A 24700-nucleotide genomic window follows, 5' to 3' on the forward strand; every position below is an offset into this window, starting at 1 on the left:
CCCCCGAGACCACGAACGAAGGATCAGAGACTCCTATGGCAATCTTCCTCGACGACAGCTCCAAGGTCATCGTCCAGGGCATGACCGGTTCCGAGGGTATGAAGCACACCCAGCGGATGCTCGCCTCCGGCACCCAGGTGGTCGGCGGCGTCAACCCCCGCAAGGCCGGCACCGAGGTCGAGTTCCAGGGCGGTGCCACCGTGCCCGTCTTCGGCTCCGTGGCCGAGGCGATGGAGGCGACCGGGGGGGACGTGTCCGTCGTCTTCGTCCCGCCGAAGTTCGCCAAGGACGCGGTGATCGAGGCGGTCGACGCCGGCATGCCGCTGCTGGTGGTCATCACCGAGGGCATCGCGGTCCGGGACACCGCCGAGTTCTGGGCCTACGCCCGGGACCGGGGGACCACCCGCATCGTGGGGCCCAACTGCCCCGGCCTCATCAGCCCCGGGAAGTCCAACGCCGGCATCATCCCGGCCGACATCGCCGGGCCGGGCCGGGTCGGCCTGGTGTCCAAGTCGGGCACGCTGACCTACCAGATGATGTACGAGCTGCGCGACATCGGCTTCTCCACCGCCGTCGGCATCGGTGGCGACCCGGTCATCGGCACCACCCACATCGACTGCCTGCAGGCGTTCCAGGACGACCCCGACACCGACGCCATCGTCATGATCGGCGAGATCGGCGGCGACGCCGAGGAGCGGGCGGCCGACTACATCAAGGACAACGTCACCAAGCCGGTGGTCGGCTACGTGGCCGGCTTCACCGCACCGGAGGGCAAGACGATGGGCCACGCCGGCGCCATCGTCTCCGGCTCCTCAGGGACGGCGCAGGCCAAGCAGGAGGCGCTGGAGGCCGCGGGCGTCAAGGTCGGCAAGACCCCCTCGGAGACCGCCCGCCTCATGCGGGAGATCGTCGCCGGGCTGGACTGACCCACCTGCGGCAGCGCACGACGGGCGGCTCCCTCCGGGGGCCGCCCGTCGGCGCGCCTGCGTCCGGGTCCACCCCCCACGCGCGACGATGGGCGGGCCATGACTGTGCTGCAGCGACCCGAGACCGTCCCCGACCCCGGCCCCCGGGACCGTCCCGACCCGCGCCCCCGTGGGCTGACGGCGGGGCGGCTGGTCGGCCTGCTCCTGGCGGTCCTCTCCGGGGCGGCCTGCGTCCTGCTCGGGGCGATCGCGGTCGCCCTGCCGACCGTGGTCACGTGGGTCGCCGACGAGCGCAGCACGGCCTCGTTCTGGCAGACGCTGGGGGCCTCCGTGGACGTCTGGGCCCTGGCCCACCGGGCGCAGGTGCGCGCCGACGGCACCGACGTGGTGCTGGCACCGCTCGCGCTCACCGCGCTGCTCGTGGGGGTCTGCGCCTACGCCGCGCACCAGGTCGTGCTCACCCGCACCGACCTGCGCTCGCGCGTCCCCCGCATCGGGGGCTGGCGCGCCGCCTGGCACGCGCTCGGGGGCGACGAGGCGGTCGCCTTCGTGCTGGGGTATGCCGTGGCCGCGCTGCTCCTGGCGCACACCGCCAGCTTCGGGGTCGCCCCGGTGTGGCTCCCCAGCCTGCTGCCCGGTGCCCTGCTGGTCCCGGCGCTGGCGGTCCTGGGCGTGTGGTGGGCCGAGCACCGGCGGGCCGACCACCCGGTCGTGGACGCGGGCCTGCGGTGGATGACCCGGCGCACGCCGACGAGCGTGCGCAGGGCGGCGGCCCCGGCGGTGGAGGTCCTCGTCGGGTTCTCCGCGGTCGCCTTCCTCATGGTGCTGGGCCTGCTGCTGATGCGGGGCGACCGGGTGCTGGCCCTCTACGCCGCCCTCGACGCCGGCTGGGTGGGCACGGTCGTGCTCACCCTGGCCCAGCTGCTCGTCCTTCCCAACCTCATGGTCTGGGCCCTCGCCTGGTTGGCCGGTGCGGGGGTGCACGTGGGGACCGTGCACGTCGGCTGGACCGGCTCCACGCCCGGCGACCTGCCCCTCCTGCCGGTCCTGGGCGCCCTGCCGGAACCGGGGGCCCTGCCGCCGGGCCTGTGGGCGATGGCCCTGGTGCCGCTCGTCGCCGGCGGATGGCTGGGCCACCGGGTCGCCGGGTCCGCGCCGCGGCTGTCCACCTGGTGGTCCAAGGCCGCGACCGCGCTCGTGGGGGCCGCGACCGTGGCCCTGGTCGCCCTGCTGCTGGGCTGGCTGTCCTCCGGTGGCCTGACCCCGGGCCTGCTGGGCACCGTGGGCGTGCGGCCGTGGCACGTCGCCGGACTCCTGGGTGCCGAGGTCGCCGTGGGCGCGCTGCTCGTCGTGAGCGTGCGGCACCTGGTCGGTCGCGGACGGCTCGGCCGTCGGTGACCCCGACCACGCAGCCCCCGGGTGCGTCGTCGTCCCCGGCGCGGGTGGTCGTGCTCGTGTCCGGGACGGGCACCCTGCTGCAGGCCCTGCTCGAGGCCTGCGTCGACCCGTCCTACGGCGTCGCGGTCGTCGCGGTCGGCGCCGACCGCGACCGGATCGCCGGTCTGGACCGGGCCCGGGACCGGGGACTGCCGACCTTCGTGGTGCCTCTCCGGGAGCATGCCGACCGGGCCTCCTGGGACGTCGCGCTGGCGGAGGCCCTGGCCGAGCACCGGCCCGACCTCGTCCTCTCCGCCGGGTTCATGAAGATCCTCGGCCCCGCGGTGCTCGGGCGCTTCGTGGTCGTCAACACCCACCCGGCCCTGCTGCCGTCCTTCCCGGGGGCCCACGCCGTCCGGGACGCCCTGGCCCACGGGGTCCGCGTGAGCGGGTGCACGCTGCACCGTGTCGACGCCGGGGTGGACACCGGGCCGATCCTGGCCCAGCGTGCCGTCGCGGTGCTGCCGGACGACACCGAGGAGAGCCTGCACGAGCGGATCAAGGCCGCCGAGCGCGAGCTCCTCGTGCAGGAGCTCCCGCGCCTGCTCGGCCGCTAGACTGACCGCGACACGACTGGCGAGGGTGGACCACCACCGGGGAGTGACGTCGTGGGCATCGCCCGCCTGGGTGCCCGCACCGCGATCCGACCGCTGAGGAGACCCGCCGTGCAGGACCCCCGCCCGACCCCCGGGAGCGAGAGCTCCGACCCCGCCGGTCCCGGCGCACCGGCGACCTCCGAGGTTCCCGCGGCGCCCGACGTCGCGACCGTCCGCGAGGCCGGGGACGACGACGGTCGACGGCCGCTGCGCCGGGCCCTCGTGTCGGTCTACGACAAGACGGGTCTGGACGAGCTGGTCGCCGGCCTGCACCGCGCCGGGGTGGCGCTGGTCTCCACGGGGGGATCGGCCGCCCGGATCGAGGAGCTGGGCGTCCCGGTGACCAGGGTGGAGGACCTCACCGGCTTCCCCGAGTGCCTCGACGGCCGGGTCAAGACCCTGCACCCCCGCGTCCACGCCGGCCTGCTGGCCGACACCTCCAACCCCGACCACGTGGCCCAGCTCGAGGAGCTCGGGGTCGAGCCCTTCGACCTCGTCGTCTGCAACCTCTACCCGTTCACCGAGACGGTCGCCTCCGGCGCCGACCAGGACGCCTGCGTGGAGCAGATCGACATCGGCGGCCCCTCGATGGTCCGGGCCGCCGCGAAGAACCACCGCAGCGTCGCCGTGGTCACCAGCCCCGCGGCATACCCCCGGGTCGTGGCCGCCGCCGCCGGCGGGGGCTTCGACCTGCCGGAGCGGCGGCGACTGGCCGCCGAGGCGTTCGTGCACACCGCCACCTACGACGTGCACGTCGCCTCCTGGATGGGCAGCGTGCTGACCGACACGGGGGACGGCTCGGGGTTCCCCGCCTGGGTCGGTGCGACCTGGGAGCGCAGGGCGGTGCTGCGCTACGGCGAGAACCCCCACCAGCGCGCTGCGCTCTACGCCGACGGCTTCCGGCCCACGCCCGGGCTCGCCCAGGCCGAGCAGCTGGGGGGCAAGGAGATGTCCTACAACAACTACGTCGACGCCGACGCGGCCCGCCGGGCCGCGTCCGACCACGGCGACCGCCCGACGGTGGCGATCATCAAGCACGCCAACCCCTGCGGCATCGCCGTCGGGGCCGACGTCGCCGAGGCGCACCGCCGGGCGCACGCCTGCGACCCGGTCTCGGCGTTCGGCGGGATCGTGGCGACCAACCGGCCGGTCACCCTGCTCATGGCCGAGCAGCTCAAGGACGTCTTCACCGAGGTCGTCGTCGCCCCCGACTTCGACGCCGACGCCCTCGAGCTGCTGCGGACGAAGAAGAACCTGCGCCTGCTGCGGGCGGCCCCGCCCTCCGCCGGCGGCACGGAGACCCGTCCGATCTCCGGCGGGCTCCTGCTGCAGTCCGTGGACGCCGTCGACGCCGTCGTCGAGGACGGCGGTGACGACGCGTCGCGCTGGCGGCTGGTCGCCGGCCCGCCCGCCGACGAGGCCACCCTCGACGACCTGCAGTTCGCCTGGCGGGCCGTGCGGGCCACGAAGTCCAACGCCATCCTGCTCGCCTCCGACGGGGCCAGCGTCGGGATCGGGATGGGCCAGGTCAACCGGGTCGACTCCTGCCACCTGGCGGTGAGCCGGGCCGGGGATCGGGCCGCCGGTGCCGTCGCCGCGTCGGACGCGTTCTTCCCCTTCGCCGACGGCCTGCAGGTGCTCCTGGACGCCGGGGTGCGGGCCGTCGTCGCGCCAGGAGGCTCCGTCCGGGACGAGGAGGTGGTCGCCGCGGCGGAGGCCGCCGGCGTGACGACCTACTTCACCGGCACCCGACACTTCGCGCACTGAGCCACGACCTACACTCGGGCCCATGAGCGCCACCATCCTGGACGGCAAGGCCGTCCTCGCCACGATCAAGGACGAGCTGCGGACACGGGTGAGCGCCCTGGCCCGGCGGGGGACGGTCCCGGGGCTCGGGACCGTGCTCGTGGGGGAGGACCCGGCCAGCTCGTGGTACGTCGGGGCCAAGCACCGCGACTGCGCCGAGATCGGCGTCGCCAGCCTGCGGCGCGACCTGCCGGCGGACGCGACCCTCGACCAGGTGCTCGCCGTCGTCGACGAGCTCAACGCGGACCCGGCGTGCACGGCCTTCCTCGTGCAGCAGCCCACCGGGCTGGACGAGTTCGCGATCCTCTCGCGCGTCGACCCGGTCAAGGACGTGGACGGTCTGCACCCCTTCAACCTGGGCTCGCTCGTGCTGGGCGAGCCGGCGCCCCTGCCGTGCACGCCGGTCGGGGTCGTGGAGCTGCTGAGGCGCTACGACGTGCCGCTGGCCGGGGCAGAGGTGGTCGTGGTGGGCCGGGGTCTCACCGTCGGGCGCCCGCTGGGGCTCATCCTTTCCCGACGCTCGGAGAACGCCACGGTCACGCTGTGCCACACCGGGACCCGTGACCTGGCCGCGCACACGCGCCGGGCCGACGTCGTCGTCGCGGCCGCCGGTGTCCCCGACCTCATCACCCCGGACATGGTCCGGCCGGGGGCCGCGGTCCTCGACGTCGGGGTGGCCCGCCGCGACGGGAAGATCGCCGGCGACGTCCACCCCGACGTGGCCGAGGTGGCCGGGTGGCTGTCGCCCAACCCGGGCGGCGCCGGGCCGATGACGCGGGCCATGCTGCTGAGCAACGTGGTGGAGGCCGCCGAACGGGCCGCCGGCGCCGGCCCGGCGTGAGCCCGGGGCCACCCGCAGGACCGCTGGACGACGACCCCGAGGCCGAGCGCAGGGCCGCCGTGCCCCGGCAGCCGCTCGGCCTGTGGTGGGGTGCCGGCGTCGCGGGGCTCACCGTGGCGGCGGTGCTGCTCGTCACCGAGAACCTGCGTGCCTACGGGTATGCCGTGGGCGTGACCATGGGCGTCCTCGCCCTCGCCCGGATCCTGCTGCCGGACGCCGCGGTCGGGGGGCTGGCGGTGCGCTCGCGCTGGGTCGACGCCACGATCATGGCGCTGCTCGGCCTGGCCGTCGCCGTGCTCGCGGCCACCCTGCGCATCCTCTGAGACCGGCGGCGCACCTGGCCAGGGACGCGACCTGCGGCCGCCGGCAGACTCCCCGCGTGGCGCGCCCGCCCCTGCGCGTCACGCGCCACGGGCCCCTCCCCGGCGGGGGAGGGGCCCGTGGTCAGCGGCGGCGGTCCCGTCGGACCGACCGGTGCCGCGTCCTCAGACCAGCCCGAGCTGGGTGACCGCGTCGCGCTCCTCGGCCAGCTCGGCCACGGAAGCGTCGATGCGACCGCGCGAGAAGTCGTCGATCTCCAGGCCCTGGACGATCTCGTAGCCGCCGTCCCGGGTGGTCACCGGGAAGGAGCTGATCAGGCCCTCGGCCACGCCGTAGGACCCGTCGGAGGTGACGGCCATCGACACCCAGTCGTTCTCGGGCGACCCGCGCAGCCAGTCGCGGGTGTGGTCGATCGTCGCCGACGCCGCGGAGGCCGCGGAGGAGGAGCCCCGCGCCTCGATGATCGCGGCGCCGCGCTTGGCGACCGTCGGGATGAAGGTGTTCTCCAGCCACTCCTGGTCTCCCACCGCCTCGGCCGCGTTGCGACCGCCCACCTTCGCGTGGAACAGGTCGGGGTACTGGGTCGCGGAGTGGTTGCCCCAGATGGTCATCCGGGTGATGTCGGTGACCGGTGCACCGACCTTGGCGGCGAGCTGGGCGATGGCCCGGTTGTGGTCGAGTCTGGTCAGGGCGGTGAACCGCTCGGCCGGGATGTCGGGGGCGTTGCTGCGGGCGATGAGGGCGTTGGTGTTGGCGGGGTTCCCGGTCACGGTCACGCGGACGTCGTCCGCGGCGTGGTCGTTGAGGGCCTTGCCCTGGGCGGTGAAGATCGCGCCGTTGGCCTCCAGCAGGTCGCCGCGCTCCATGCCCTTGCTCCGGGGGCGGGCGCCGACGAGCAGCGCGACGTTGACCCCGTCGAAGACCACGTCCGGGTCGTCGCCGATCTCGATGCCGGCCAGCGTGGGGAACGCGCAGTCGTCGAGCTCCATGACGACCCCCTCCAGCGTCTTCAGCGCGGGCGTGATCTCCAGCAGCCGCAGCTCGACGGGGGTGTCCCTGCCCAGCAGCTCGCCCGAGGCGATGCGGAACAGGAGGCTGTAGCCGATCTGACCGGCGGCGCCGGTCACGGCAACCTTGACGGGTGCGTTCATGAGGGGGTGCCCTTTCCTCGGGTATGGGGTTGCGCCGGGTCCCGCAGGCCCGAGCCCGGGCGGCTGCGGTCCCGTCGGTCCGACGCTAGCACCGGCCCGCCGGGCCGGCTGAGCCGGATGCGGGCGCCACGGCGGGCGCCGTCCCCCCACGGGGTGGCGGGGGTCGGCCCCGCCGGATAGCGTGGCGTCCGGACCGGCCGGGACACCCGGGGGTGGCGACCCACCCCGCCCCGCACCGGTGGAAGGAGTGGACGATGGGTTTCTTCGACAAGGTCAAGGACGCGCTGACCGGCTCGGACGAGGCGCGGGCCGAGAGCGCCCGGGAGCGTGCCCGGGAGGCGCAGGAGAAGGCCGACCGGGTCACGGCGGAGGCACGCGCGAAGGCCGACGAGGCGCAGCGGGAGGCCGACGAGGCCGCCCGCAAGGCCGACGACCCGGCCGACAGCATGACCGCCGAGGACGCGACGACCAAGCAGCGGCTGGCTGACGAGGCGAAGAAGGACGCGGCCGAGGCTGAGGCCGAGGCCGAGAAGGAGGTCGTCCAGGCGGAGGCGAAGGCCCAGAAGGAGGCCGCCCAGGCTGAGGCGGGGGCCAAGAAGGAGGCGGCCGAGCAGCAGGCCGGCGCCGAGCAGGAGGCCGCTGAGCAGCGCTCCGACGCCGTCGCGCACAAGGCCGAGCAGACGAAGGCGGCGCAGCACCGCACCCACACCGTGCAGCGGGGCGACACCCTGGCGGGCATCGCCGAGCACTACGGCGTCGACGCCGACGAGATGGCCCGCCTGAACAACCTGGACAACCCGGACCTGATCTACCCGGGTCAGGTCTTCAAGGTTCCCGCCGGCTGAGCCCGGCCCCCGGCCCAGGTCGGGGAGGGTCACCCCCCGGTTCCGGGCCCGTCGGCGCAGCGCGTCGGCGGGCCCGTGCCCGCCCCCGGGTAGGGTGAACCGCGTGTCCGCTCCCGGAGCCGCCCCCGACGGCCCGACCACGCACGTGCCCGCCGCTCCCGTCGTGGGGGTGGCCCTCCCGGTGCCCGAGCCCTGGGGAGGCCATCTGCAGCGGCTGCGCCAGGACTACGGCGAGCCGGGCGCGGTCCACATCCCCACGCACATCACGCTGCTGCCGCCGACCCCGATCACCCCGGACCTCGTGGCGCCCCTGCGCCAGCACCTGGCGGCGGTGGCGCGCACGCACGACCCGTTCACCGTGATCCTGCGGGGGACGGGCACCTTCCGGCCCGTCTCCGACGTCGTCTTCGTCCAGGTGTCGCAGGGCGTGTCGAGCTGCGAGCGCCTGGAGCGGGACGTGCGGGCGGGGCCGGTGGAGCGACGGCTCGACTATCCCTACCACCCGCACGTGACGATCTCCCACGACCGCTCGCCCGAGGTCCTCGACCGGGCCTTCGCCGACCTGGCCGCGTTCTCGTGCACCTTCGAGGCGGTCAGCTTCCGGCTCTACCTGCACGGCGGGGACGGCATCTGGCAGGTCGTGCAGGACTTCGCGCTCGCCGGCTGAGGCGCGACCCGTCCGCTCAGGCGACCGCGCGGGCGGCGTCCGCCACGACCCGGCCGTAGTGGCTCAGGAGCTGGTCGACCAGGGCCGGCCAGGAGCGACCCACCACGCGCGCGCGCCCGGCCGCTCCGGCGCGGGCGCGCCGCCCGGCGGCGTCCGGCTGCTCGAGCAGGCTCTGGACGGCGGCTCGCAGCGACCCCGGCCGGTCGGGGTCGAAGAGCTCGCCGGTGCGGCCCACCTCGACCAGGTCCAGGGGTCCGCCCCGGGCCGGGGCGACCACCGGCAGCCCCGACGCGGAGGCCTCCTGCAGCGTCTGACCGAACGTCTCCCGGGTGCCGGTGTGCACGAAGGCGTCGAAGGCGCCGTAGGCCCGGGCCAGGTCGAGCCCCTCCCGACGGCCCAGGAACGCGGCTCCCGGCAGCAGCGCCTCGAGCTGGTCCCGGCTGGGTCCCTCCCCGACCAGGACCAGCCGGGTCCCGGGCAGGTCGACGAGCTCGGCCAGGCGGTGCAGCTCCTTCTCCGGGGCCAGCCGGCCCACGTACCCCAGCAGCACCTCCCCGTCGGGAGCCAGCCGCGCCCGCAGCGCGCGGGTGGCCGGCTCCTCCGCGCGGCCGGGGTGGAAGAGGTCGGCGTCCACGCCCCGGCCCCACAGGGCCACCCGCGGCACGTCGTGGTCCGCCAGGTCGTGCAGGGCCGCGGTGGAGGGGGCCAGGGTGAGGTCGGCCTGCTGGTGGATCCGGCGGATCCAGCGCCAGGCCGCACGGGACGTCAGGTCGCCGGCGGGACCGGAGTGCTGGCGGATGTAGGAGGGCATGTCCGTCTGGTAGACCGCCACGGACGGCAGCCCCAGGGCCCGGGCCGCGATGAGGCCCCGGACCCCGAGGACGAACGGCGAGGACACGTGGACCACGTCGGGCGCGAACCGGTGGAGCACCGTCTCCAGCTCGTAGGAGGGCAGCCCGACCCGGAACTGGCGCACCGGGACGCTCGTCACCGAGTGCACCGGGAACCCGGCGTACCACTCGGGGGTGGCGGTCGGGCTCCAGGGGCTGGTCCCCGGTGCGACGACGAGGGCGTCGTGGCCGCCTGCCCGGAGGTTCTCCAGGATCTTGCACACGCTCGTGGTGACCCCGTTCAACGCCGGCAGGAACGACTCGGTCACGATGGCCACGCGCACGTGCTCCAGGGTGGGGGTCCCGGGTGTGCCGGGGGCGACCGTGGGGTGTGCGGCGGGTGAGCGTCGGGTGAGCAACGGGTGGCCGAGCCCGTCCCGCAACCGCCCGCGGCGGCGCGGCGGGTCCTCGTGCTCGCCGGCGGTGCTCAGGTCAGCTCCTCCCGACCGGTGCGGCGCAGGGTCTCCACCAGGCCTTTGATGTCCTGGCAGTGCTGCCGGGTGGTGACCAGGACGGCGTCGGGGGTGTCCACGACGACCACGTCCTGCAGTCCGAGGGTCACCACGGTCCGACCACCCCGGGGCGCGACGAGGCCGGTCGACCCCTCGTCCACGACGAGGTGGCCGGGGCCCAGGACGCGCAGCCCGGGGTGCTCGGCCGACTCCGGCAGCAGGTCGGCCAGGGAGGAGAAGTCGCCGACGTCGTCCCAGCCGAACGGCGCCGGCACGACCGCCACCCGACCCGCCGCGGCGGCCGGCTCGGCGACCGCGTGGTCGATCGAGATCCGCGGGAGCGACCCCCAGAGCTCCTCGATCGCGGAGGGGTCCTCGGCCACGCGGCGCAGGGTCTGCACCATCCGGGGATGCCGCGTCGCCAGCAGCTCCAGCAGCGTGCCGGCCCGCACGACGAACATCCCGGCGTTCCACAGGTAGGTGCCGGAGGACACGTACTCCGCCGCCAGCTCGGCGTCGGGCTTCTCCACGAACGCCTCGGCGTGCCGCACCTGCGGCGCCCCGGTGACCCCCAGCGCCCGCCCCACCCGCACGTAGCCGAAGCCCGTCGCCGGGCGGGTGGGCGTGATCCCGAGGGTGACGAGCAGACCCTCCCGGGCCGCGCGCACCGCCTGGTGGACCCGCTCGCGGAAGACCTCCGGCTGCTCGATCACGTGGTCGGCGGCGAAGGAGCCGAGCACCGCCTCGGGGTCCCGCCGCTCCAGGACCGCGGCCGCCAGGCCGATCGCCGGCATCGAGTCCCGGGGGCCGGGCTCCACGAGCAGGTTCGCCGGCAGCAGGTCGGGCAGCTGCTCACGCACGGCGTCCGCGTGCCGCGTCCCGGTGACGACGAGGACCCGGTCCCCCGCGAGCGGCCGCAGACGCTCCACGGTGTCCTGCAGGAGCGAGCGCCCCGACCCGGTGAGGTCGTGCAGGAACTTCGGGGAGGCGGCGCGCGACAACGGCCACAGCCGGGTCCCCGAGCCCCCGGCGGGGACCACGGCGGTCAGGTCGGGCACGAGGTCTCCTGCCGGGTCCGGGGTGGGCATGGGGCTCAGTCTAGGGTGGCGCCATGCCTGCGCCCCCGGGTCCGACCGCCGCGTCCGCCCCCGCCCGCCGTGCCGGTGGCGCCGTCGCGGTCACGGCATACCGGAGGGTGGTGCGGCCCCTGCTGTGGCGCGCGGACGCCGAACGGGTCCACCACGCGACCGTATCCCTGGCCCAGGGGCTGGGGGCCACCGCCCCGACGCGGGCCCTGGCCTCCCTGGCGGGGTATGCCGTGGGGGGGCGGGGCGTGGGAACCGAGCCCGTCGAGGTGCTCGGGCTGCGGATGCGCCACCGGGTCGGCCTGGCGGCCGGCATGGACAAGGACGGCCGGGCGGTGCCCACCTGGGGCGCGCTGGGGTTCGGGCACGTGGAGCTGGGCACGGTGACCGCCGTCGCGCAGCCGGGGAACCCGCGGCCGCGCCTGTACCGGCTGCCCGCGTCGGGTGCGGTCCTCAACCGGATGGGCTTCAACAACGAGGGGGTGCACGCCCTGGCCGACCGGCTCAGGGCGGCCAGGGAGGCCGGGCTCGTGGACGTGCCGGTCGGGGTGAGCATCGGCAAGAGCAAGGTGACCCCGGTGCCGGAGGCCGTGGGCGACTACCTGACGTCGGTGGCCGCTCTGGAGGGGCTGGCCGACTACCTGGCCGTCAACGTCTCCAGCCCGAACACGCCGGGGCTGCGCTCGCTGCAGGACGCCGGGCCCCTCCGGGAGCTGCTCACCGAGGTCGTCCGGGCCGCCGCCGGCACGCCCGTCCTCGTCAAGCTCGCCCCCGACCTGACCGACCCCGCGCTGGACGAGGCGCTCGAGGTGGCGACCGGGGCCGGGGTCGCGGGCATCGTCGCCACCAACACGACGCTGTCCCGGGACGGGGTGGTGCCCGCCGAGCGCGAGCTCGCCTCCGCCCAGGCCGGCGGGCTCTCGGGGGCGCCGCTGACCCGTCGTGCCCGGGAGGTCGTGGCCCGCGTCGTGGCGCGCACCGACCTGCCGGTGGTGGGGGTCGGCGGCCTGATGACCGGGGACGACGTGCGGGCGATGCTCGACGCGGGGGCCAGCCTGGTGCAGCTCTGGACCGGCCTCGTCTACGCCGGACCGGGGCTGCTGGGAGAGGCCGTGCGGGCAGCGGGTGCGGCGTCCCGGCCCGCCGGGGAGGTGCGGCGCGGGCCCGGCCCGGCGTGAGCGCGGCCCGACAGTAGGCTGAGGTCATGTCAGAGGCGACGACCGAGTCCGGGCTGCCGATCAGGGCGCGCTACGGACCAGAGGACCTGGACGGCTTCGACCCCGCCACCCGGCTGGGCGAGCCCGGTGCCTACCCCTTCACCCGAGGGGTCTACCCGAGCATGTACACCGGGCGTCCGTGGACCATGCGCCAGTACGCCGGGTTCGGCACCGCGGCGGAGTCCAACGCCCGCTACAAGGAGCTGGTCGCCAACGGCACCGGCGGGCTGTCGGTCGCCTTCGACCTGCCCACCCAGATGGGCTACGACTCCGACCACCCGCTGGCCTCCGGCGAGGTCGGCAAGGTGGGCGTGGCGATCGACTCGGTCGAGGACATGCAGCTGCTCTTCGACGGGCTCCCGCTGGACGAGGTGTCCACCTCGATGACGATCAACGCCCCGGCCGCCTCGCTGCTGCTGATGTACCAGCTCGTGGCGGAGGGCAACGGCATCCCCGCGTCCTCGCTGACCGGGACGATCCAGAACGACGTGCTCAAGGAGTACATCGCCCGCGGCACCTACATCTACCCGCCGGCGGAGTCCCTGCGGCTGATCAGCAACATCTTCGCCTACTGCCAGCAGGAGATCCCGCGCTGGAACACGATCTCCATCTCCGGCTACCACATGGCCGAGGCCGGGGCCACCCCGGCGCAGGAGGTCGCCTTCACGCTGGCCAACGCCAAGGCCTACGTCCAGGCCGCCCTCGACGCCGGGCTGGCCGTCGACGACTTCGCCCCGAGGCTCTCCTTCTTCTTCGTCGCCCGCACCACGCTGCTGGAGGAGGTGGCCAAGTTCCGTGCCGCCCGCCGCATCTGGGCCCGGATGATGAAGGAGGAGTTCGGTGCGCAGAACCCCAGGTCGATGATGCTGCGCTTCCACACCCAGACGGCGGGCGTGCAGCTCACCGCCCAGCAGCCGGAGATCAACCTGGTCCGGGTGGCCCTGCAGGGGCTCGGGGCGGTCCTGGGCGGGACCCAGTCGCTGCACACCAACTCCTTCGACGAGGCGATCGCCCTGCCGACCGCCAAGGCCGCCCGGCTGGCCCTGCGCACCCAGCAGGTCCTGGCCTACGAGACGGACGTGACCAAGACCGTCGACCCCTTCGCGGGCTCCTACGTGGTCGAGTCCCTCACCGACGACCTGGAGGGGGCCGTCGAGGCGCTGATGCAGGCGGTCGAGGACCGTGGGGGAGCGGTCCGGGCGATCGAGCAGGGGTTCCAGAAGGGCGAGATCGAGCGGTCGGCCTACGAGAACGCCCTCCAGATCGACTCGGGCGAGCGGGTCGTCGTGGGGCAGAACAGGTTCACCGTGGAGGAGCACGAGCGCTACGAGCCGCTGCGGGTGGACCCGACCATCGAGGCGGCCCAGGCCGAACGGCTGGAGCGGCTGCGGGCCGACCGTGACCAGGGCGCCGTGGACCGCGCGCTGGCCGACCTGCGCGCCGCGGCCCAGGGCACCGCCAACGTCCTGCCCCCCATGCGCGAGGCGCTGGCCGCCAGGGCCACGGGGGGCGAGGTCGCCGACGCCCTGCGGGAGGTCTGGGGTCAGCACGTCCCGCACGAGACGTTCTGACCGGGCGGGGTGGGGTTGTACCCTGGGTGGTCGACCACCCGCCGCCGACCGAGGTGAGAGAACCCCCGTGACGACCCCTACCGCCCGCCGCGCCCGACGCGCCGACGACTCCTGGACCCCCCGGGAGGACCCCGGGATCGTCGAGACGGTCGGTCGGCACGTGGAGGGTATGGCGGAGCGGCTGGTCCAGCTGCGCCGCACGGTCCACCAGCAGCCCGAGCTCTCCTGGCACGAGCTGCGCACGACCGCCCTCGTCACCGACGTGCTCACCGACGCCGGGGTCGAGGTGACGGCGCTCCCGGGGACCGGGGCCGTGGCCGACCTGGGCCACCCCGACCCCCGCGTGCGGATCGCCCTGCGGGCCGACCTCGACGCGCTGCCGCTGGAGGAGGCCACCGGCCTGCCCTTCGCCTCGCGCACCCACGGGGTGTGCCACGCCTGTGGCCACGACGTGCACACCGTCGGCGTCCTCGGTGCCGGGCTGGCGCTCAAGGCGGTCGAGGACGAGCTGGTGCGGCGGCGGATCGGCGTGCGCCTCCTCTTCCAGCCGGCGGAGGAGACCATCCCCGGCGGTGCCCACACGGTCATGGAGCACGGCGGGCTCGACGGGGTGGACCGCCTGCTGGCGGTCCACTGCGACCCCTCGGTGGACGTCGGGTCGGTCGGCCTGCGCGTGGGTCCGATCACCGCCGCCTCCGACTCGGTGCACGTGGCGCTGACCGGCCGGGGAGGGCACACCTCCCGGCCCCACCTGACCCAGGACCTCACCTACGCGCTCGGCAAGGTGGTCACCGAGGTGCCGGCGGTGCTCTCCCGACGCCTGGACCCCCGGGACGGCGCCACGCTCGTGTGGGGCATGGTGCGCGCCGGCTCGGCGCCCAACATCATCCCCACGCGTGCCGAGTGCACCGGGACCCTGCGCATCCTCGACGCCGACGCGTGGCACAGCACCGGACCGCTCATCGAGGAGATCGTGCGCTCGGTGGTGGCGCCGTACGGCGTCGGCGCCGAGGTGACCTACGTCAAGGGCGTGCCGCCCGTGGACAACGACAACGACGCCGTCGTGGCGCTGTCCAAGGCGGCGATGTCCCTCCTCGGCCCGCACGCGGTGGTGCCGACCAAGCAGTCCATGGGAGGGGAGGACCTGGGGTGGTACCTGACCCAGGTGCCCGGTGCGATGGCCCGGCTGGGGACCCGGACGCCCGGCGGGACCACCCACGAGCTGCACCAGGGCGACCTCGTCGTCGACGAGCGCGCGGTCGTCGTGGCCGCACAGGTGCTGGCGGCCAGCGTCCTGACCTCCGTGGGGCCCGACGGACTCCTCTGAGGGCCGTCGCCCCTTCGGTGCAGGACGGGCGTCCCAGCATGTTCCGGGGGGAGATACCATCAGGACTGCACAAACCCTATCTGCTGATCTAAGGAGGACCCCGTGCGTCGGGTTCTGAAGCTCGCGGCCGTCGGTGCCGCCGCCTCCCTCGTCCTCGCCGCCTGCGGCGAGGCCCCGGAGGACACCGACACCGGTACCACCAACAACGACTCCGGTGCTGGCGCCACCGACGACACCGCCGCCACCGACGACGGCGCGGCCGCCGGCGGTGCCGAGGACTTCCAGGCGTGCATGGTCTCCGACTCCGGCGGCTTCGACGACCAGTCCTTCAACCAGTCGGGCAAGGAGGGTCTGGACGCGGCGGCGGAGTCGCTGGGGATCGACACCACCGAGGTCGAGTCCCAGTCGGACGCGGACTACGCCACGAACGTGAACAACCTGGTCAGCCAGGGCTGCAACCTGACCATCGGGGTCGGCTTCCTCCTCGAGGACGCGATCCAGGAGGCCGCGGACGCCAACGCGGACACCAACTTCGCCCTCATCGACTCCGCCTTCAGCGACGCCGACTTCAACCCGGTCGAGCTGGACAACGCCAAGCCGATCCTCTTCAACACCGCCGAGGCCAGCTTCCTGGCCGGCTACCTCGCCGCCGGCATGACCGAGACCGGCACCGTGGCCACCTTCGGCGGCATCCAGCTGCCCTCGGTGGCGATCTTCATGGACGGCTTCGCCGACGGTGTGGACAGGTACAACGAGGACAACGACGCCGAGGTCCAGCTCCTGGGCTGGGACAAGGAGGCGCAGGACGGGTCCTTCTCCGGCGACTTCGAGAACCAGTCCCAGGGCCAGACCCTCACCGAGCAGTTCATCGCCCAGGGTGCCGACGTCATCATGCCCGTCGCCGGTCCCGTCGGCCTCGGCGCAGCCGCGGCCGCCAGCGAGAACGAGGGCGTCAAGGTCGTCTGGGTCGACTCCGACGGCTACCTGACCGCCTCGGAGTACTCCGACATCATGCTCACCTCGGTCATGAAGCAGATCGGCCCGGCCGTCGAGGACACCATCACCCAGACCTACGAGGGCGGCTTCACCAACGAGCCCTACGTCGGGACGCTGGAGAATGAGGGCGTCGGCCTGGCGCCGTACCACGACTTCGAGGACGCGGTGGCCGAGAAGACCGCCGTCGGCCCCGACGGCGAGGAGATGCCGCTCAACGAGGTCATCGACGCCTACGAGGAGCAGATCGTCTCCGGCGAGCTGGCCATCGAGACGCCGAACGCCCCGCAGTGACCCGGTGACCCCCGGGGCCAGGCCCCGGGGACACCAGCGACGGCGCAGCGGCCCGGCCCTTCGGGTCGGGCCGCTGCGGCGTCGCCCACCGCCACCACCGCCAACGACACGAAGGCACCCACGCGATGAAGCTGGAACTGCGGGGCATCACCAAGGTGTTCGGCCCCCTGGTCGCCAACGACCACATCGACCTCGTCGTCGAACCGGGTGAGATCCACGCCCTGCTCGGGGAGAACGGGGCCGGCAAGAGCACCCTGATGAACGTCCTCTACGGCCTCTACGACCCGGACGGCGGGCAGATCCTGCTCGACGACCAGCAGGTCCGCTTCAAGGGCCCCGGGGACGCGGTCGCCGCCGGGATCGGCATGGTCCACCAGCACTTCATGCTGGTGCCCGTGTTCACGGTCGCCGAGTCGGTGGCCCTGGGCTACGAGCCCGCCGGCCCCGGCGGGGTGCTGGACCTGGACCGGGCCCGGCAGCGGGTCACCGAGATCTCCGAGCGGTTCGGCTTCCACGTGGACCCGGACGCGCTGGTCGAGGACCTTCCCGTGGGGGTGCAGCAACGCGTGGAGATCATCAAGGCGCTCTCCCGGGACGCCCAGGTGCTCATCCTGGACGAGCCCACGGCCGTGCTCACGCCCCAGGAGACCGACGAGCTCATCGGCATCATGGGTGAGCTGAAGGAGGCCGGCACCTCGATCGTCTTCATCACCCACAAGCTGCGCGAGGTGCGCGCCGTCGCCGACAAGATCACCGTCATCCGCCGGGGCAAGGTGGTCGGCGAGGCCAGCCCCAGCTCCACGGAGACCGAGCTGGCCTCGATGATGGTCGGACGCTCCGTGAGCCTCACCGTCGACAAGCAGCCGGCCACCCCGGGCGACGCCGCCTTCGTCGTGGAGGACCTCACCGTGGTCAGCCCCGCCGGCACCGTCCTGGTGGACGACATCTCCTTCGAGGTGCGCGCCGGGGAGATCCTGTGCATCGCCGGTGTCCAGGGCAACGGGCAGACCGAGCTCGCCGAGGCGATCCTGGGCCTGGAGGAGATCGAGTCCGGCCGGATGCTCCTCGACGGCACCGAGCTCGGCGGGACCGGGGTGCGGGACCGCCTCCGCGCGGGGATCGGTTTCGTGCCGGAGGACAGGTCCACCGACGGTGTCATCCCCAGCTTCACCATCGCCGAGAACCTGGTCCTGGACATCTACGACACGCCCGAGTTCGCGCGCGGGGTCACCATGAGTCCCGCCAAGGTGGCCGACAACGCGGTCCGGCGCGCCGAGGAGTTCGACGTGCGCTACACCGACGTGCAGGACCCGGTCTCCACCCTCTCTGGCGGCAACGCCCAGAAGGTGGTGCTCGCCCGGGAGATGTCCCGTCCGCTCCGGCTGCTCGTCGCCTCCCAGCCCACCCGCGGCCTGGACGTGGGATCCATCGAGTTCGTGCACGGCCGGGTCGTCCGCGAGCGGGACCAGGGCACCCCCTGCATCATCGTCTCCACCGAGCTGGACGAGGTGCTCGGGCTGGCCGACCGGATCGCGGTGATGTACCGCGGCCGGATCGTCGGCGTGGTCGACGGGGCGGACGCCGACCGCGACATGCTGGGGCTGATGATGGCCGGGGTGCCCATGGACGAGGCCCGCCGGCAGGCGGCCGAGCACCACTCGGTCCTCGGTTCGGCCGACCTGGCCCGGGCGGGCGGCGGCAGCACCGCCCCCGCCCCCGCACCCCATACCCCCGACCCTGCGAGCGCGGAGGAGCGGTCGTGACCGACCACCCGAGCCCCCACGACGGCACGGACGCCGCCGACGAGCGGTCCGCCGCCGCCGCACCCCCCGCCGAGACCGGTGACGCGCAGCCCGCGGCCGCCTCCCCGGAGGGGCCCACGCACCGGGACGAGGACCACCCCGGGGTGCTGCACCAGATCCTCTCCGGCAACGCGCTGATGTCGGTGTTGGCGGTCGTTCTGGCGCTGCTCATCGGCGGGCTGCTCATCGCCTTCGCCGACGAGGAGACCCGGGCGGCCTCCGGCTACTTCTTCTCCCGCCCGGGCGACATGCTCTCGGCCGGCTGGACCGCGATGACCGACGCCTACGTGGCGATGTTCCGCGGTTCGGTCTTCAACTGGCAGTCCGACACCTTCGCCGGCATGATCAAGCCGCTCACCGAGTCGATGGTCTTCGCCGTCCCCCTGATCCTCGCCGGCCTCGGCATCGCCGTGGGCTTCCGGGCCGGCCTGTTCAACATCGGGGCCCAGGGCCAGATCATCGTCGGTGCCATCGTCGCGGCCTGGCTCGGCTTCGCCTTCGACCTGCCGCCCGTCGTCCACCTGCTGGCGGCGATCCTGGGCGGCGCGATCGGCGGGGCCGTCTACGGCGGCATCCCCGGCGTCCTCAAGGCCCGGTTCGGGGCCAACGAGGTGATCGTGACGATCATGCTGAACTACATCGCGGTCTACCTCATCAGCTTCGTCCTGCGGCAGCCGACCTTCAACCCGGGCCGCACCGGGCAGCGCAGCCCGGCCGTGTCCGCGGACGCCACCTACCCCCTGCTCATCCCCGAGTGGCTGGTGCCCGGCAACACCTTCCGGCTGCACTGGGGCTTCGTCGTGGCCGTCCTGGCGGCCTGGTTCGTGTGGTGGCTCCTGGAGCGCTCGACCGTCGGCTTCGAGATCCGCGCCGTGGGCGCCAACGCCAAGGCGGCCCGCACCGCGGGCATGTCGGTGGGGCGCACCACGATCATCACGATGGTCGTCGCCGGGGCCCTGGCCGGGCTGGCCGCCACCGCGCAGGTGCTGGGCACGGAACGGTCCCTGACGGCCGGGGTGGCCGCCTCCTACGGGTTCGACGCGATCACGGTCGCCCTGCTGGGGAGGTCCCGGCCGTGGGGCACCTTCTTCGCCGGGCTGCTGTTCGGGGCGCTCAAGGCCGGCGGCTTCCTCATGCAGTCCCTGACCCAGACGCCGATCGACATCGTGCTGGTCGTCCAGTCCCTCATCGTGCTGTTCATCGCGGCACCGCCGCTGGTGCGCACCATCTTCCGTCTGCCCGCACCGTCGGCGGCGCGACCACGGTCCCGCCGCGCAGTCAAGGAGGCCGCCGCGTGAGCACCACCACCGAGCGCCCCACCCCCTCGGGCGCCACCGCGGCCGGGCCCGGCCCGGGCACGCGGCGAAGGACGAGCCTGAAGCCGACGGTCGTGTACGCGCTCGCCGCCCTGGCCTCGCTGCTGCTGTTCGTCCCGGGCACCCCCAGCGACGTGCGCACCGTCTTCCAGTTCGGCTCGGGACGGGAGTTCATCCGGGTCCCGGACGTCCCCGTGCCCTCGCTGGTCACCCTCGTCCTGCTGACGGTCCTGCTCGCCGGGGCCGCCGTGTGGGCCTTCCTGCAGCACCGGGCCGGACGACCCCTGCCCGCCTGGTGGCACGTCCTGGTGGGCGTCGCCTTCATCACCGCCTTCCTCACCTACGTGGGGGCGGGCCGATCCTCGGTCATCCCCGTCGTCGCGCTGCTCGCCGGTGCGCTGGCGCTGTCCGTCCCGCTGGTCTTCGGCTCCATGTCGGGCGTCATCTGCGAGCGCTCCGGGGTGATCAACATCGCCATCGAGGGGCAGCTGCTCTTCGGCGCCTTCGCGGCGGCCCTGGTCGCCTCCTCGGTCGGCATCGGCTACGTCGGCCTGCTCGCCGCCCCGGTCGCCGGCGCGATGGTCGGTGGCCTGCTGGCCTGGTTCGCGGTGGCCTACCGGGTCAACCAGATCATCGTCGGCGTGGTGCTCAACACCCTGATCATCGGCCTGACGGGATTCCTCTTCTCCACGCTGATGTCGGACAACAAGGCGTTGTGGAACACCCGGATGCCGCTGCCGCGGCTGCCGGTCCCGGTGCTCTCGGAGATCCCGGTGGTCGGGCCGGTGCTCTTCGACCAGACCATCCTGGTCTACCTCATGTACGTCGTCGTCGCGGTGTTGCAGTTCATGCTCTTCCGCAGCCGCTGGGGCCTGCGGACCCGGGCCGTGGGGGAGCACCCCAGGGCGGCGGACACCGTGGGCATCAAGGTGAACACCCGGCGGGTGCTCAACGTCATCCTCGGCGGTGCCGTGGCCGGTCTGGGCGGCGCCTTCTTCACCGTCGGCTCCGGCCTGGCCTTCGGCCGGGAGATGTCGGCCGGCCAGGGCTACATCGCGCTGGCCGCGATGATCCTGGGCAAGTGGAACCCCAAGCTGGCGGTGCTGGCGGCGCTGCTGTTCGGTTTCTCCAAGAACCTCGGCAACGTGCTGTCGACCATCGGGTCGGGCGTGCCCTCGGAGCTGCTGCTCATGCTGCCCTACGTCATCACGATCCTGGCCGTCGCCGGGTTCGTCGGACGGGTCCGTCCGCCGGCCGCCAACGGCACGCCCTACACCAAGAGCTGAGCGGGAGGTACGACGTGAGCGAGCAGGAGGTGTCCGCGGACGCCGTGGACTGGGAGGGCCTGCGGGCCAGGGCCGTCGAGGTCATGGGGCGGGCCTACGTCCCCTACTCCCGCTACCCGGTCGGCGTCGCGGGCCTGGTGGACGACGGCCGGGTGGTCTCGGGCTGCAACGTGGAGAACGCCAGCTACGGCCTGACCCTGTGCGCCGAGTGCGGGATGGTCTCCGACCTCGTCGCCGGAGGTGGGGGCCGGCTGGTGGCCGTGGTGTGCGTCGACGGGCACGGCGGCACGCTGATGCCCTGCGGCCGGTGCCGTCAGCTGCTCTGGGAGCACGGCGGCGCGACCTGCCTGCTGGCCACGCCCGAGGGCGTGCTGCCGATGGACCAGGTGCTGCCCCAGGCGTTCGGCCCGGACCACCTCACCCGCTGACCCGGGTGGGGCGGTCGACCAGGGCTTGCCGCGGCATACCGGCCTCCAGCGCCAGCCGGGCGGCCTCGGGGCTGCGGGGGACGTAGAAGACCTCACCGGCGATTCCGCGCACCCGCTCGTGCAGGGTGCGCACCGTGCCGGCGTCGACGACCACGCGACCCTGCTCCGGCGGCAGGTAGAGGTCCTCGCCGAAGGTGCCGCCGCCGTCCCTGCGGGCGACCCGGGTGACGTCCACGGGACGGTGTCCCATCGCCTCGGCCAGCGTGCGCATCAGCGTGTCGTCCTGGGGCTCCCCGCCCTCCTGCGGCGTCCCCACAGCGACCCGGCCCTCCGGGCCTAGCTCCACGCGCTGGAGGACCTGCTTGGCCAGCAGGTCGCGGGTCATGACCGTGTAGACCAGGGCGCTGTGCCCGTCCACCTCGGCCTGCGCGGCGAGCACCAGCGCGGCCGCGTCCACCCCGACGGCCAGCGTCCGTGCGGCCGAGAGGGTCGCCGCCGTCCGGGGCGTGGAGACCCCGGCGACCACGCGACCGTTGCGGACGGCGATGATGGTGGGGAACATCGGCTGCTCGCCGTGCGTCCCACCACGGGCGCGGGTGCGCCGCAGCAGGTCGGTCACAGGAGGGACGACGAGGGCCATGACGTCAGCGATGAGCACGCGGGTCAGGATGCCACACCGGGGCGGGGCACGGCCGTGAAGGCCTCCCAGGTGCCCTGGTGGGGCTGGGTGCTGCTCGTGCTCGGGACGCTGAGCCTCCTGGACGCCCTGGACGGCGGGCTGCTCCCGCTGATCATCCTGGGGGTGATCGGGTGGAAGGTGTTCGGCAAGCAGCTGTCGGCGGGAGCCGGACCCCGCAACCGCGTCCCGCCGGCGGGCCGGCCCGTCGGCGGAACCGCCGCGCCGGGGGAGCGCAGCCCCTGGGGTCCGCCCTCGACCGGTGCCGGCCACGCCGGCCCGCTCGACCGTCCCGGTGGGCCCCCGACCATGCCGACGATCGACGTGCCCCGCTACCCGGGGTCGGCCGGAACACCCGCACCGCCGCCGCCCGGCGCGCCGACCGGTCCGGGCAGCGCGGGCGACCCCGCCCGCTCGCTCCTGCGGCTGCAGCTGTCCCAGGTGGGGCGCGACCTGGAGCAGGCCCTCGCGGCCGGCGACGCGGGGCGCGCCAGGCAGCTGCTGGAGGGCATGGACCGCCAGCTCACCGCCGGCCGGGCCGAGGGGGCGCAGGAGCGCGCGCTGCACGACGACGTGCGCACGGCCCTGGGTGCGCTCACCCGCGGCTCCGGCGGCGTCGACCGCGCCGCGCTGGACCGGGTCGTGGCCCGGTGCCGCGCGATGGGCCAGACTGGGCACCATGAGTGAGTCCTTCGACGCCGTCGACATCATCCGGACCAAGCGGGACCGGGGGGAGCTGTCCCCCGAGGAGATCGCGTGGGTGGTGGACGCCTACACCCGCGAGGTCGTGGCCGACGAGCAGATGTCCGCGCTGGCCATGGCCATCCTGCTCAACGGGATGAACCGCCGCGAGATCGGCGACTGGACGGCGGCGATGATCGCCTCGGGGGAGCGCATGGACTTCTCCTCCCTCTCGCGGCCGACGGCGGACAAGCACTCGACCGGCGGGGTCGGCGACAAGATCACCCTGCCGCTGGCTCCGCTCGTGGCCGCCTGCGGGGTCGCCGTGCCCCAGCTCTCCGGGCGGGGACTGGGCCACACCGGCGGGACGCTGGACAAGCTGGAGGCCGTCCCCGGGTGGCGCGCCTCGCTGTCCAACGAGGAGATCCTCGACCAGCTCGAGGACGTGGGCGCGGTCATCTGCGCGGCCGGCTCCGGGCTGGCGCCGGCGGACAAGCGTCTGTACTCGCTGCGGGACGTCACCGGCACGGTCGAGGCGATCCCGCTCATCGCTTCCTCGATCATGAGCAAGAAGATCGCCGAGGGCACCGGGGTGCTCGTGCTCGACGTCAAGGTCGGCTCGGGGGCGTTCATGAAGACCGAGGCCGACGCCCGCGAGCTGGCCGAGACCATGGTCGCGCTGGGGCAGGACGCCGGCGTGCACACGGTCGCCCTGCTCACCGACATGTCGACCCCGCTGGGCCTGACGGCCGGCAACGGCCTGGAGGTGCGCGAGAGCGTCGAGGTGCTGGCCGGCGGGGGGCCCCAGGACGTCGTGGAGCTCACGCTGGCCCTGGCGCGCGAGATGCTCGCCGGGGCGGGGGTGGAGGACGTCGACCCGGCCGACGCGCTGCAGGACGGCCGGGCCATGGACGTGTGGCGCCGGATGATCTCCGCCCAGGGCGGAGACCCGGACGCCGAGCTGCCGACGGCCAAGGAGACCCACCAGGTCGTCGCCGACCGCGACGGCGTGCTCACCGAGCTCGACGCGCTCGCCGTCGGGGTGTCCGCCTGGCGGCTGGGCGCCGGCCGCGCCCGCAAGGAGGACCCGGTGCAGGCGGCCGCCGGCGTGGAGCTGCACGCCAAGCCCGGTGACCGCGTCCGGGCGGGGGAACCGCTGATGACCCTGCACACCGACACCCCGGAGCGCTTCGAGCGCGCCGTCGCCGCCCTCGACGGTGCCTGGGCGGTCGGGGACCGGGCGCCCGACCGGCCGGACGTCGTCCTCGACCGCGTCGACTGACGCGGTCGGCAGGGGCGTCCTCGGTGCCCCCTCAGTACCCCTGGCCGTCGGCGGTGCCGCCGGCCGCCCCGGCCTCCGGGACGACGAGCGTGCCCGCGTCTGCGCGCTCGCGCGCACCGGTGAGCAGGGCTTCGGTGGAGGAGGTGCCGATCCGGGTGACGCCCTCGGCGCACATCGCCAGGAGGGTGTCGATGTCGCGGACGCCGCCGGAGGCCTTCACCTGGACCTTCGGTCCGGTGCTGGCGCGCATGAGGCGCACGTGCGGCAGGGTGGCCCCGCCCCCTGCGAACCCCGTCGAGGTCTTGACGAAGTCGGCCCCCGCAGCCTCGGCCGCCCGGCACCCGGCGACCACCTGGTCGTCGTCCAGCAGGGCGGTCTCCAGGATGACCTTCACGAGCGCACCGGCCGCGTGACCCACCTCCACGACGGCGGTGATGTCGTCCTGGACGTCCTGCAGCTCGCCGCCGCGGAGCCGGCCGATGTTGACGACCATGTCCAGCTCGGTCGCACCGTCCTCGAGGGCCTGACGGGACTCGGCCACCTTCGCCGTGGTCGAGGTGGTCCCGTGCGGGAAGCCGATGACCGTGCACACCCGGGTGCGGTGCCCCTCGACGGCCCGCGCCGCCAGGACCACGTCGCTGGGCCGCACGCAGACCGACCAGATCTCGTGCCCGGCGAGCTCGCGGCAGGAGCCTTCGACCTCCTGCGGGGTCAGCTCGGGCTTGAGCAGCGCGTGGTCCACGAGGTCGGCGACGTCCTGGACGGTCAGGGTGCTCCCGGGGGCATAGGTGTTCGGCATGCGTCCCACTG

23 protein-coding genes and 1 riboswitch are annotated in these 24700 nt (G+C 74.1%); of the genes, 18 read left to right on the forward strand and 5 right to left on the reverse strand.

Annotated elements, in window-relative coordinates; all coding sequences use genetic code 11:
- Positions 1-35 precede the first annotated feature (35 nt).
- From sucD to ACWHYA_RS09505, 6 genes are all read left to right on the forward strand, one after another.
- Positions 36-926: a succinate--CoA ligase subunit alpha gene (sucD, locus tag ACWHYA_RS09480; protein ID WP_425941599.1), complete on the forward strand. Its 891-nt coding sequence runs from the start codon at positions 36-38 to the stop codon at positions 924-926.
- A gap of 99 nt (positions 927-1025) precedes the next feature.
- Entirely contained in the window at positions 1026-2324 is a 1299-nt protein-coding gene (locus ACWHYA_RS09485) for a cell division protein PerM (RefSeq protein WP_425941597.1), read from the forward strand.
- Positions 2321-2920, forward strand: a complete 600-nt coding sequence (purN, locus tag ACWHYA_RS09490) for a phosphoribosylglycinamide formyltransferase (RefSeq protein WP_425941595.1) — start codon at positions 2321-2323, stop codon at positions 2918-2920. Before ACWHYA_RS09485 ends, purN begins: the two co-directional genes overlap by 4 nt.
- Positions 2921-2922: 2 nt before the next feature.
- Positions 2923-2999: riboswitch (ZMP/ZTP riboswitch) on the forward strand.
- A 167-nt stretch (positions 3000-3166) separates the two neighbouring features.
- Positions 3167-4726: a bifunctional phosphoribosylaminoimidazolecarboxamide formyltransferase/IMP cyclohydrolase gene (purH, locus tag ACWHYA_RS09495; RefSeq protein ID WP_425941840.1), complete on the forward strand. Its 1560-nt coding sequence runs from the start codon at positions 3167-3169 to the stop codon at positions 4724-4726.
- Between the two features lie 22 nt (positions 4727-4748).
- Positions 4749-5606, forward strand: a complete 858-nt coding sequence (locus ACWHYA_RS09500; RefSeq protein WP_425941593.1) for a bifunctional methylenetetrahydrofolate dehydrogenase/methenyltetrahydrofolate cyclohydrolase — start codon at positions 4749-4751, stop codon at positions 5604-5606.
- The gene (locus ACWHYA_RS09505; RefSeq protein WP_425941591.1) at positions 5603-5929 is read left to right on the forward strand and encodes a DUF3017 domain-containing protein; all 327 of its coding nucleotides are present in this window, start codon (positions 5603-5605) and stop codon (positions 5927-5929) included. The genes ACWHYA_RS09500 and ACWHYA_RS09505 overlap by 4 nt, the downstream gene beginning before the upstream one ends.
- A gap of 162 nt (positions 5930-6091) precedes the next feature.
- On the opposite strand, the gene ACWHYA_RS09510 is transcribed toward ACWHYA_RS09505, so the two are convergent.
- Positions 6092-7078, reverse strand: a complete 987-nt coding sequence (locus ACWHYA_RS09510; RefSeq protein ID WP_425941589.1) for a malate dehydrogenase — start codon at positions 7076-7078, stop codon at positions 6092-6094.
- Positions 7079-7332: 254 nt separating this feature from the next.
- Here ACWHYA_RS09510 and ACWHYA_RS09515 point away from each other — a divergent pair, with 254 nt between their 5' ends.
- Both ACWHYA_RS09515 and ACWHYA_RS09520 read left to right on the forward strand, forming a co-directional pair.
- Complete coding sequence (locus ACWHYA_RS09515) at positions 7333-7923, forward strand: LysM peptidoglycan-binding domain-containing protein (protein ID WP_425941587.1); 591 nt, start codon at positions 7333-7335, stop codon at positions 7921-7923.
- Between the two features lie 103 nt (positions 7924-8026).
- Complete coding sequence (locus tag ACWHYA_RS09520; protein WP_425941585.1) at positions 8027-8590, forward strand: 2'-5' RNA ligase family protein; 564 nt, start codon at positions 8027-8029, stop codon at positions 8588-8590.
- Between the two features lie 16 nt (positions 8591-8606).
- On the opposite strand, the gene ACWHYA_RS09525 is transcribed toward ACWHYA_RS09520, so the two are convergent.
- Together ACWHYA_RS09525 and ACWHYA_RS09530 are read right to left on the reverse strand one after the other, a co-directional pair.
- A complete protein-coding gene (locus tag ACWHYA_RS09525; protein ID WP_425941583.1) occupies positions 8607-9764 on the reverse strand; it encodes a glycosyltransferase family 4 protein in 1158 nt (385 codons plus the stop codon).
- A gap of 143 nt (positions 9765-9907) precedes the next feature.
- Positions 9908-11020, reverse strand: coding sequence for a mannose-1-phosphate guanylyltransferase (locus tag ACWHYA_RS09530; RefSeq protein WP_425941582.1), 1113 nt, complete (start codon positions 11018-11020; stop codon positions 9908-9910).
- A 23-nt stretch (positions 11021-11043) separates the two neighbouring features.
- Here ACWHYA_RS09530 and ACWHYA_RS09535 point away from each other — a divergent pair, with 23 nt between their 5' ends.
- The 8 genes from ACWHYA_RS09535 to ACWHYA_RS09570 all read left to right on the forward strand — a co-directional run bounded on the left by ACWHYA_RS09535 (position 11044) and on the right by ACWHYA_RS09570 (position 21251).
- On the forward strand, positions 11044-12195 hold the full coding sequence (locus ACWHYA_RS09535) for a quinone-dependent dihydroorotate dehydrogenase (protein WP_425941581.1): 1152 nt from the start codon (positions 11044-11046) through the stop codon (positions 12193-12195).
- 26 nt (positions 12196-12221) lie between these two features.
- On the forward strand, positions 12222-13805 hold the full coding sequence (locus tag ACWHYA_RS09540) for an acyl-CoA mutase large subunit family protein (protein ID WP_425941579.1): 1584 nt from the start codon (positions 12222-12224) through the stop codon (positions 13803-13805).
- Between the two features lie 67 nt (positions 13806-13872).
- Positions 13873-15132: an amidohydrolase gene (locus ACWHYA_RS09545; protein WP_425941577.1), complete on the forward strand. Its 1260-nt coding sequence runs from the start codon at positions 13873-13875 to the stop codon at positions 15130-15132.
- A 102-nt stretch (positions 15133-15234) separates the two neighbouring features.
- On the forward strand, positions 15235-16419 hold the full coding sequence (locus ACWHYA_RS09550) for a BMP family lipoprotein (protein WP_425941575.1): 1185 nt from the start codon (positions 15235-15237) through the stop codon (positions 16417-16419).
- A 125-nt stretch (positions 16420-16544) separates the two neighbouring features.
- Complete coding sequence (locus ACWHYA_RS09555) at positions 16545-18182, forward strand: ABC transporter ATP-binding protein (RefSeq protein WP_425941573.1); 1638 nt, start codon at positions 16545-16547, stop codon at positions 18180-18182.
- Positions 18179-19519, forward strand: a complete 1341-nt coding sequence (locus ACWHYA_RS09560) for an ABC transporter permease (protein ID WP_425941572.1) — start codon at positions 18179-18181, stop codon at positions 19517-19519. The genes ACWHYA_RS09555 and ACWHYA_RS09560 overlap by 4 nt, the downstream gene beginning before the upstream one ends.
- The gene (locus ACWHYA_RS09565; RefSeq protein ID WP_425941570.1) at positions 19516-20823 is read left to right on the forward strand and encodes an ABC transporter permease; all 1308 of its coding nucleotides are present in this window, start codon (positions 19516-19518) and stop codon (positions 20821-20823) included. Before ACWHYA_RS09560 ends, ACWHYA_RS09565 begins: the two co-directional genes overlap by 4 nt.
- A gap of 14 nt (positions 20824-20837) precedes the next feature.
- On the forward strand, positions 20838-21251 hold the full coding sequence (locus ACWHYA_RS09570; RefSeq protein ID WP_425941568.1) for a cytidine deaminase: 414 nt from the start codon (positions 20838-20840) through the stop codon (positions 21249-21251).
- Here the strand turns inward: ACWHYA_RS09570 and ACWHYA_RS09575 are convergent.
- A complete protein-coding gene (locus ACWHYA_RS09575; RefSeq protein WP_425941566.1) occupies positions 21241-21909 on the reverse strand; it encodes a hypothetical protein in 669 nt (222 codons plus the stop codon). The genes ACWHYA_RS09570 and ACWHYA_RS09575 overlap by 11 nt on opposite strands.
- A gap of 36 nt (positions 21910-21945) precedes the next feature.
- Here ACWHYA_RS09575 and ACWHYA_RS09580 point away from each other — a divergent pair, with 36 nt between their 5' ends.
- Both ACWHYA_RS09580 and ACWHYA_RS09585 read left to right on the forward strand, forming a co-directional pair.
- Positions 21946-22614, forward strand: a complete 669-nt coding sequence (locus ACWHYA_RS09580; RefSeq protein ID WP_425941564.1) for a hypothetical protein — start codon at positions 21946-21948, stop codon at positions 22612-22614.
- Positions 22607-23890 (forward strand): thymidine phosphorylase, encoded by a 1284-nt coding sequence (locus ACWHYA_RS09585; protein WP_425941562.1) that lies wholly within the window; start codon positions 22607-22609, stop codon positions 23888-23890. Before ACWHYA_RS09580 ends, ACWHYA_RS09585 begins: the two co-directional genes overlap by 8 nt.
- Before the next feature lie 31 nt (positions 23891-23921).
- Here ACWHYA_RS09585 and deoC read toward each other — a convergent pair whose 3' ends face one another.
- On the reverse strand, positions 23922-24689 hold the full coding sequence (deoC, locus tag ACWHYA_RS09590; RefSeq protein WP_425941560.1) for a deoxyribose-phosphate aldolase: 768 nt from the start codon (positions 24687-24689) through the stop codon (positions 23922-23924).
- Positions 24690-24700 lie beyond the last annotated feature (11 nt).

This window comes from Ornithinimicrobium carbonis (assembly GCF_977012275.1).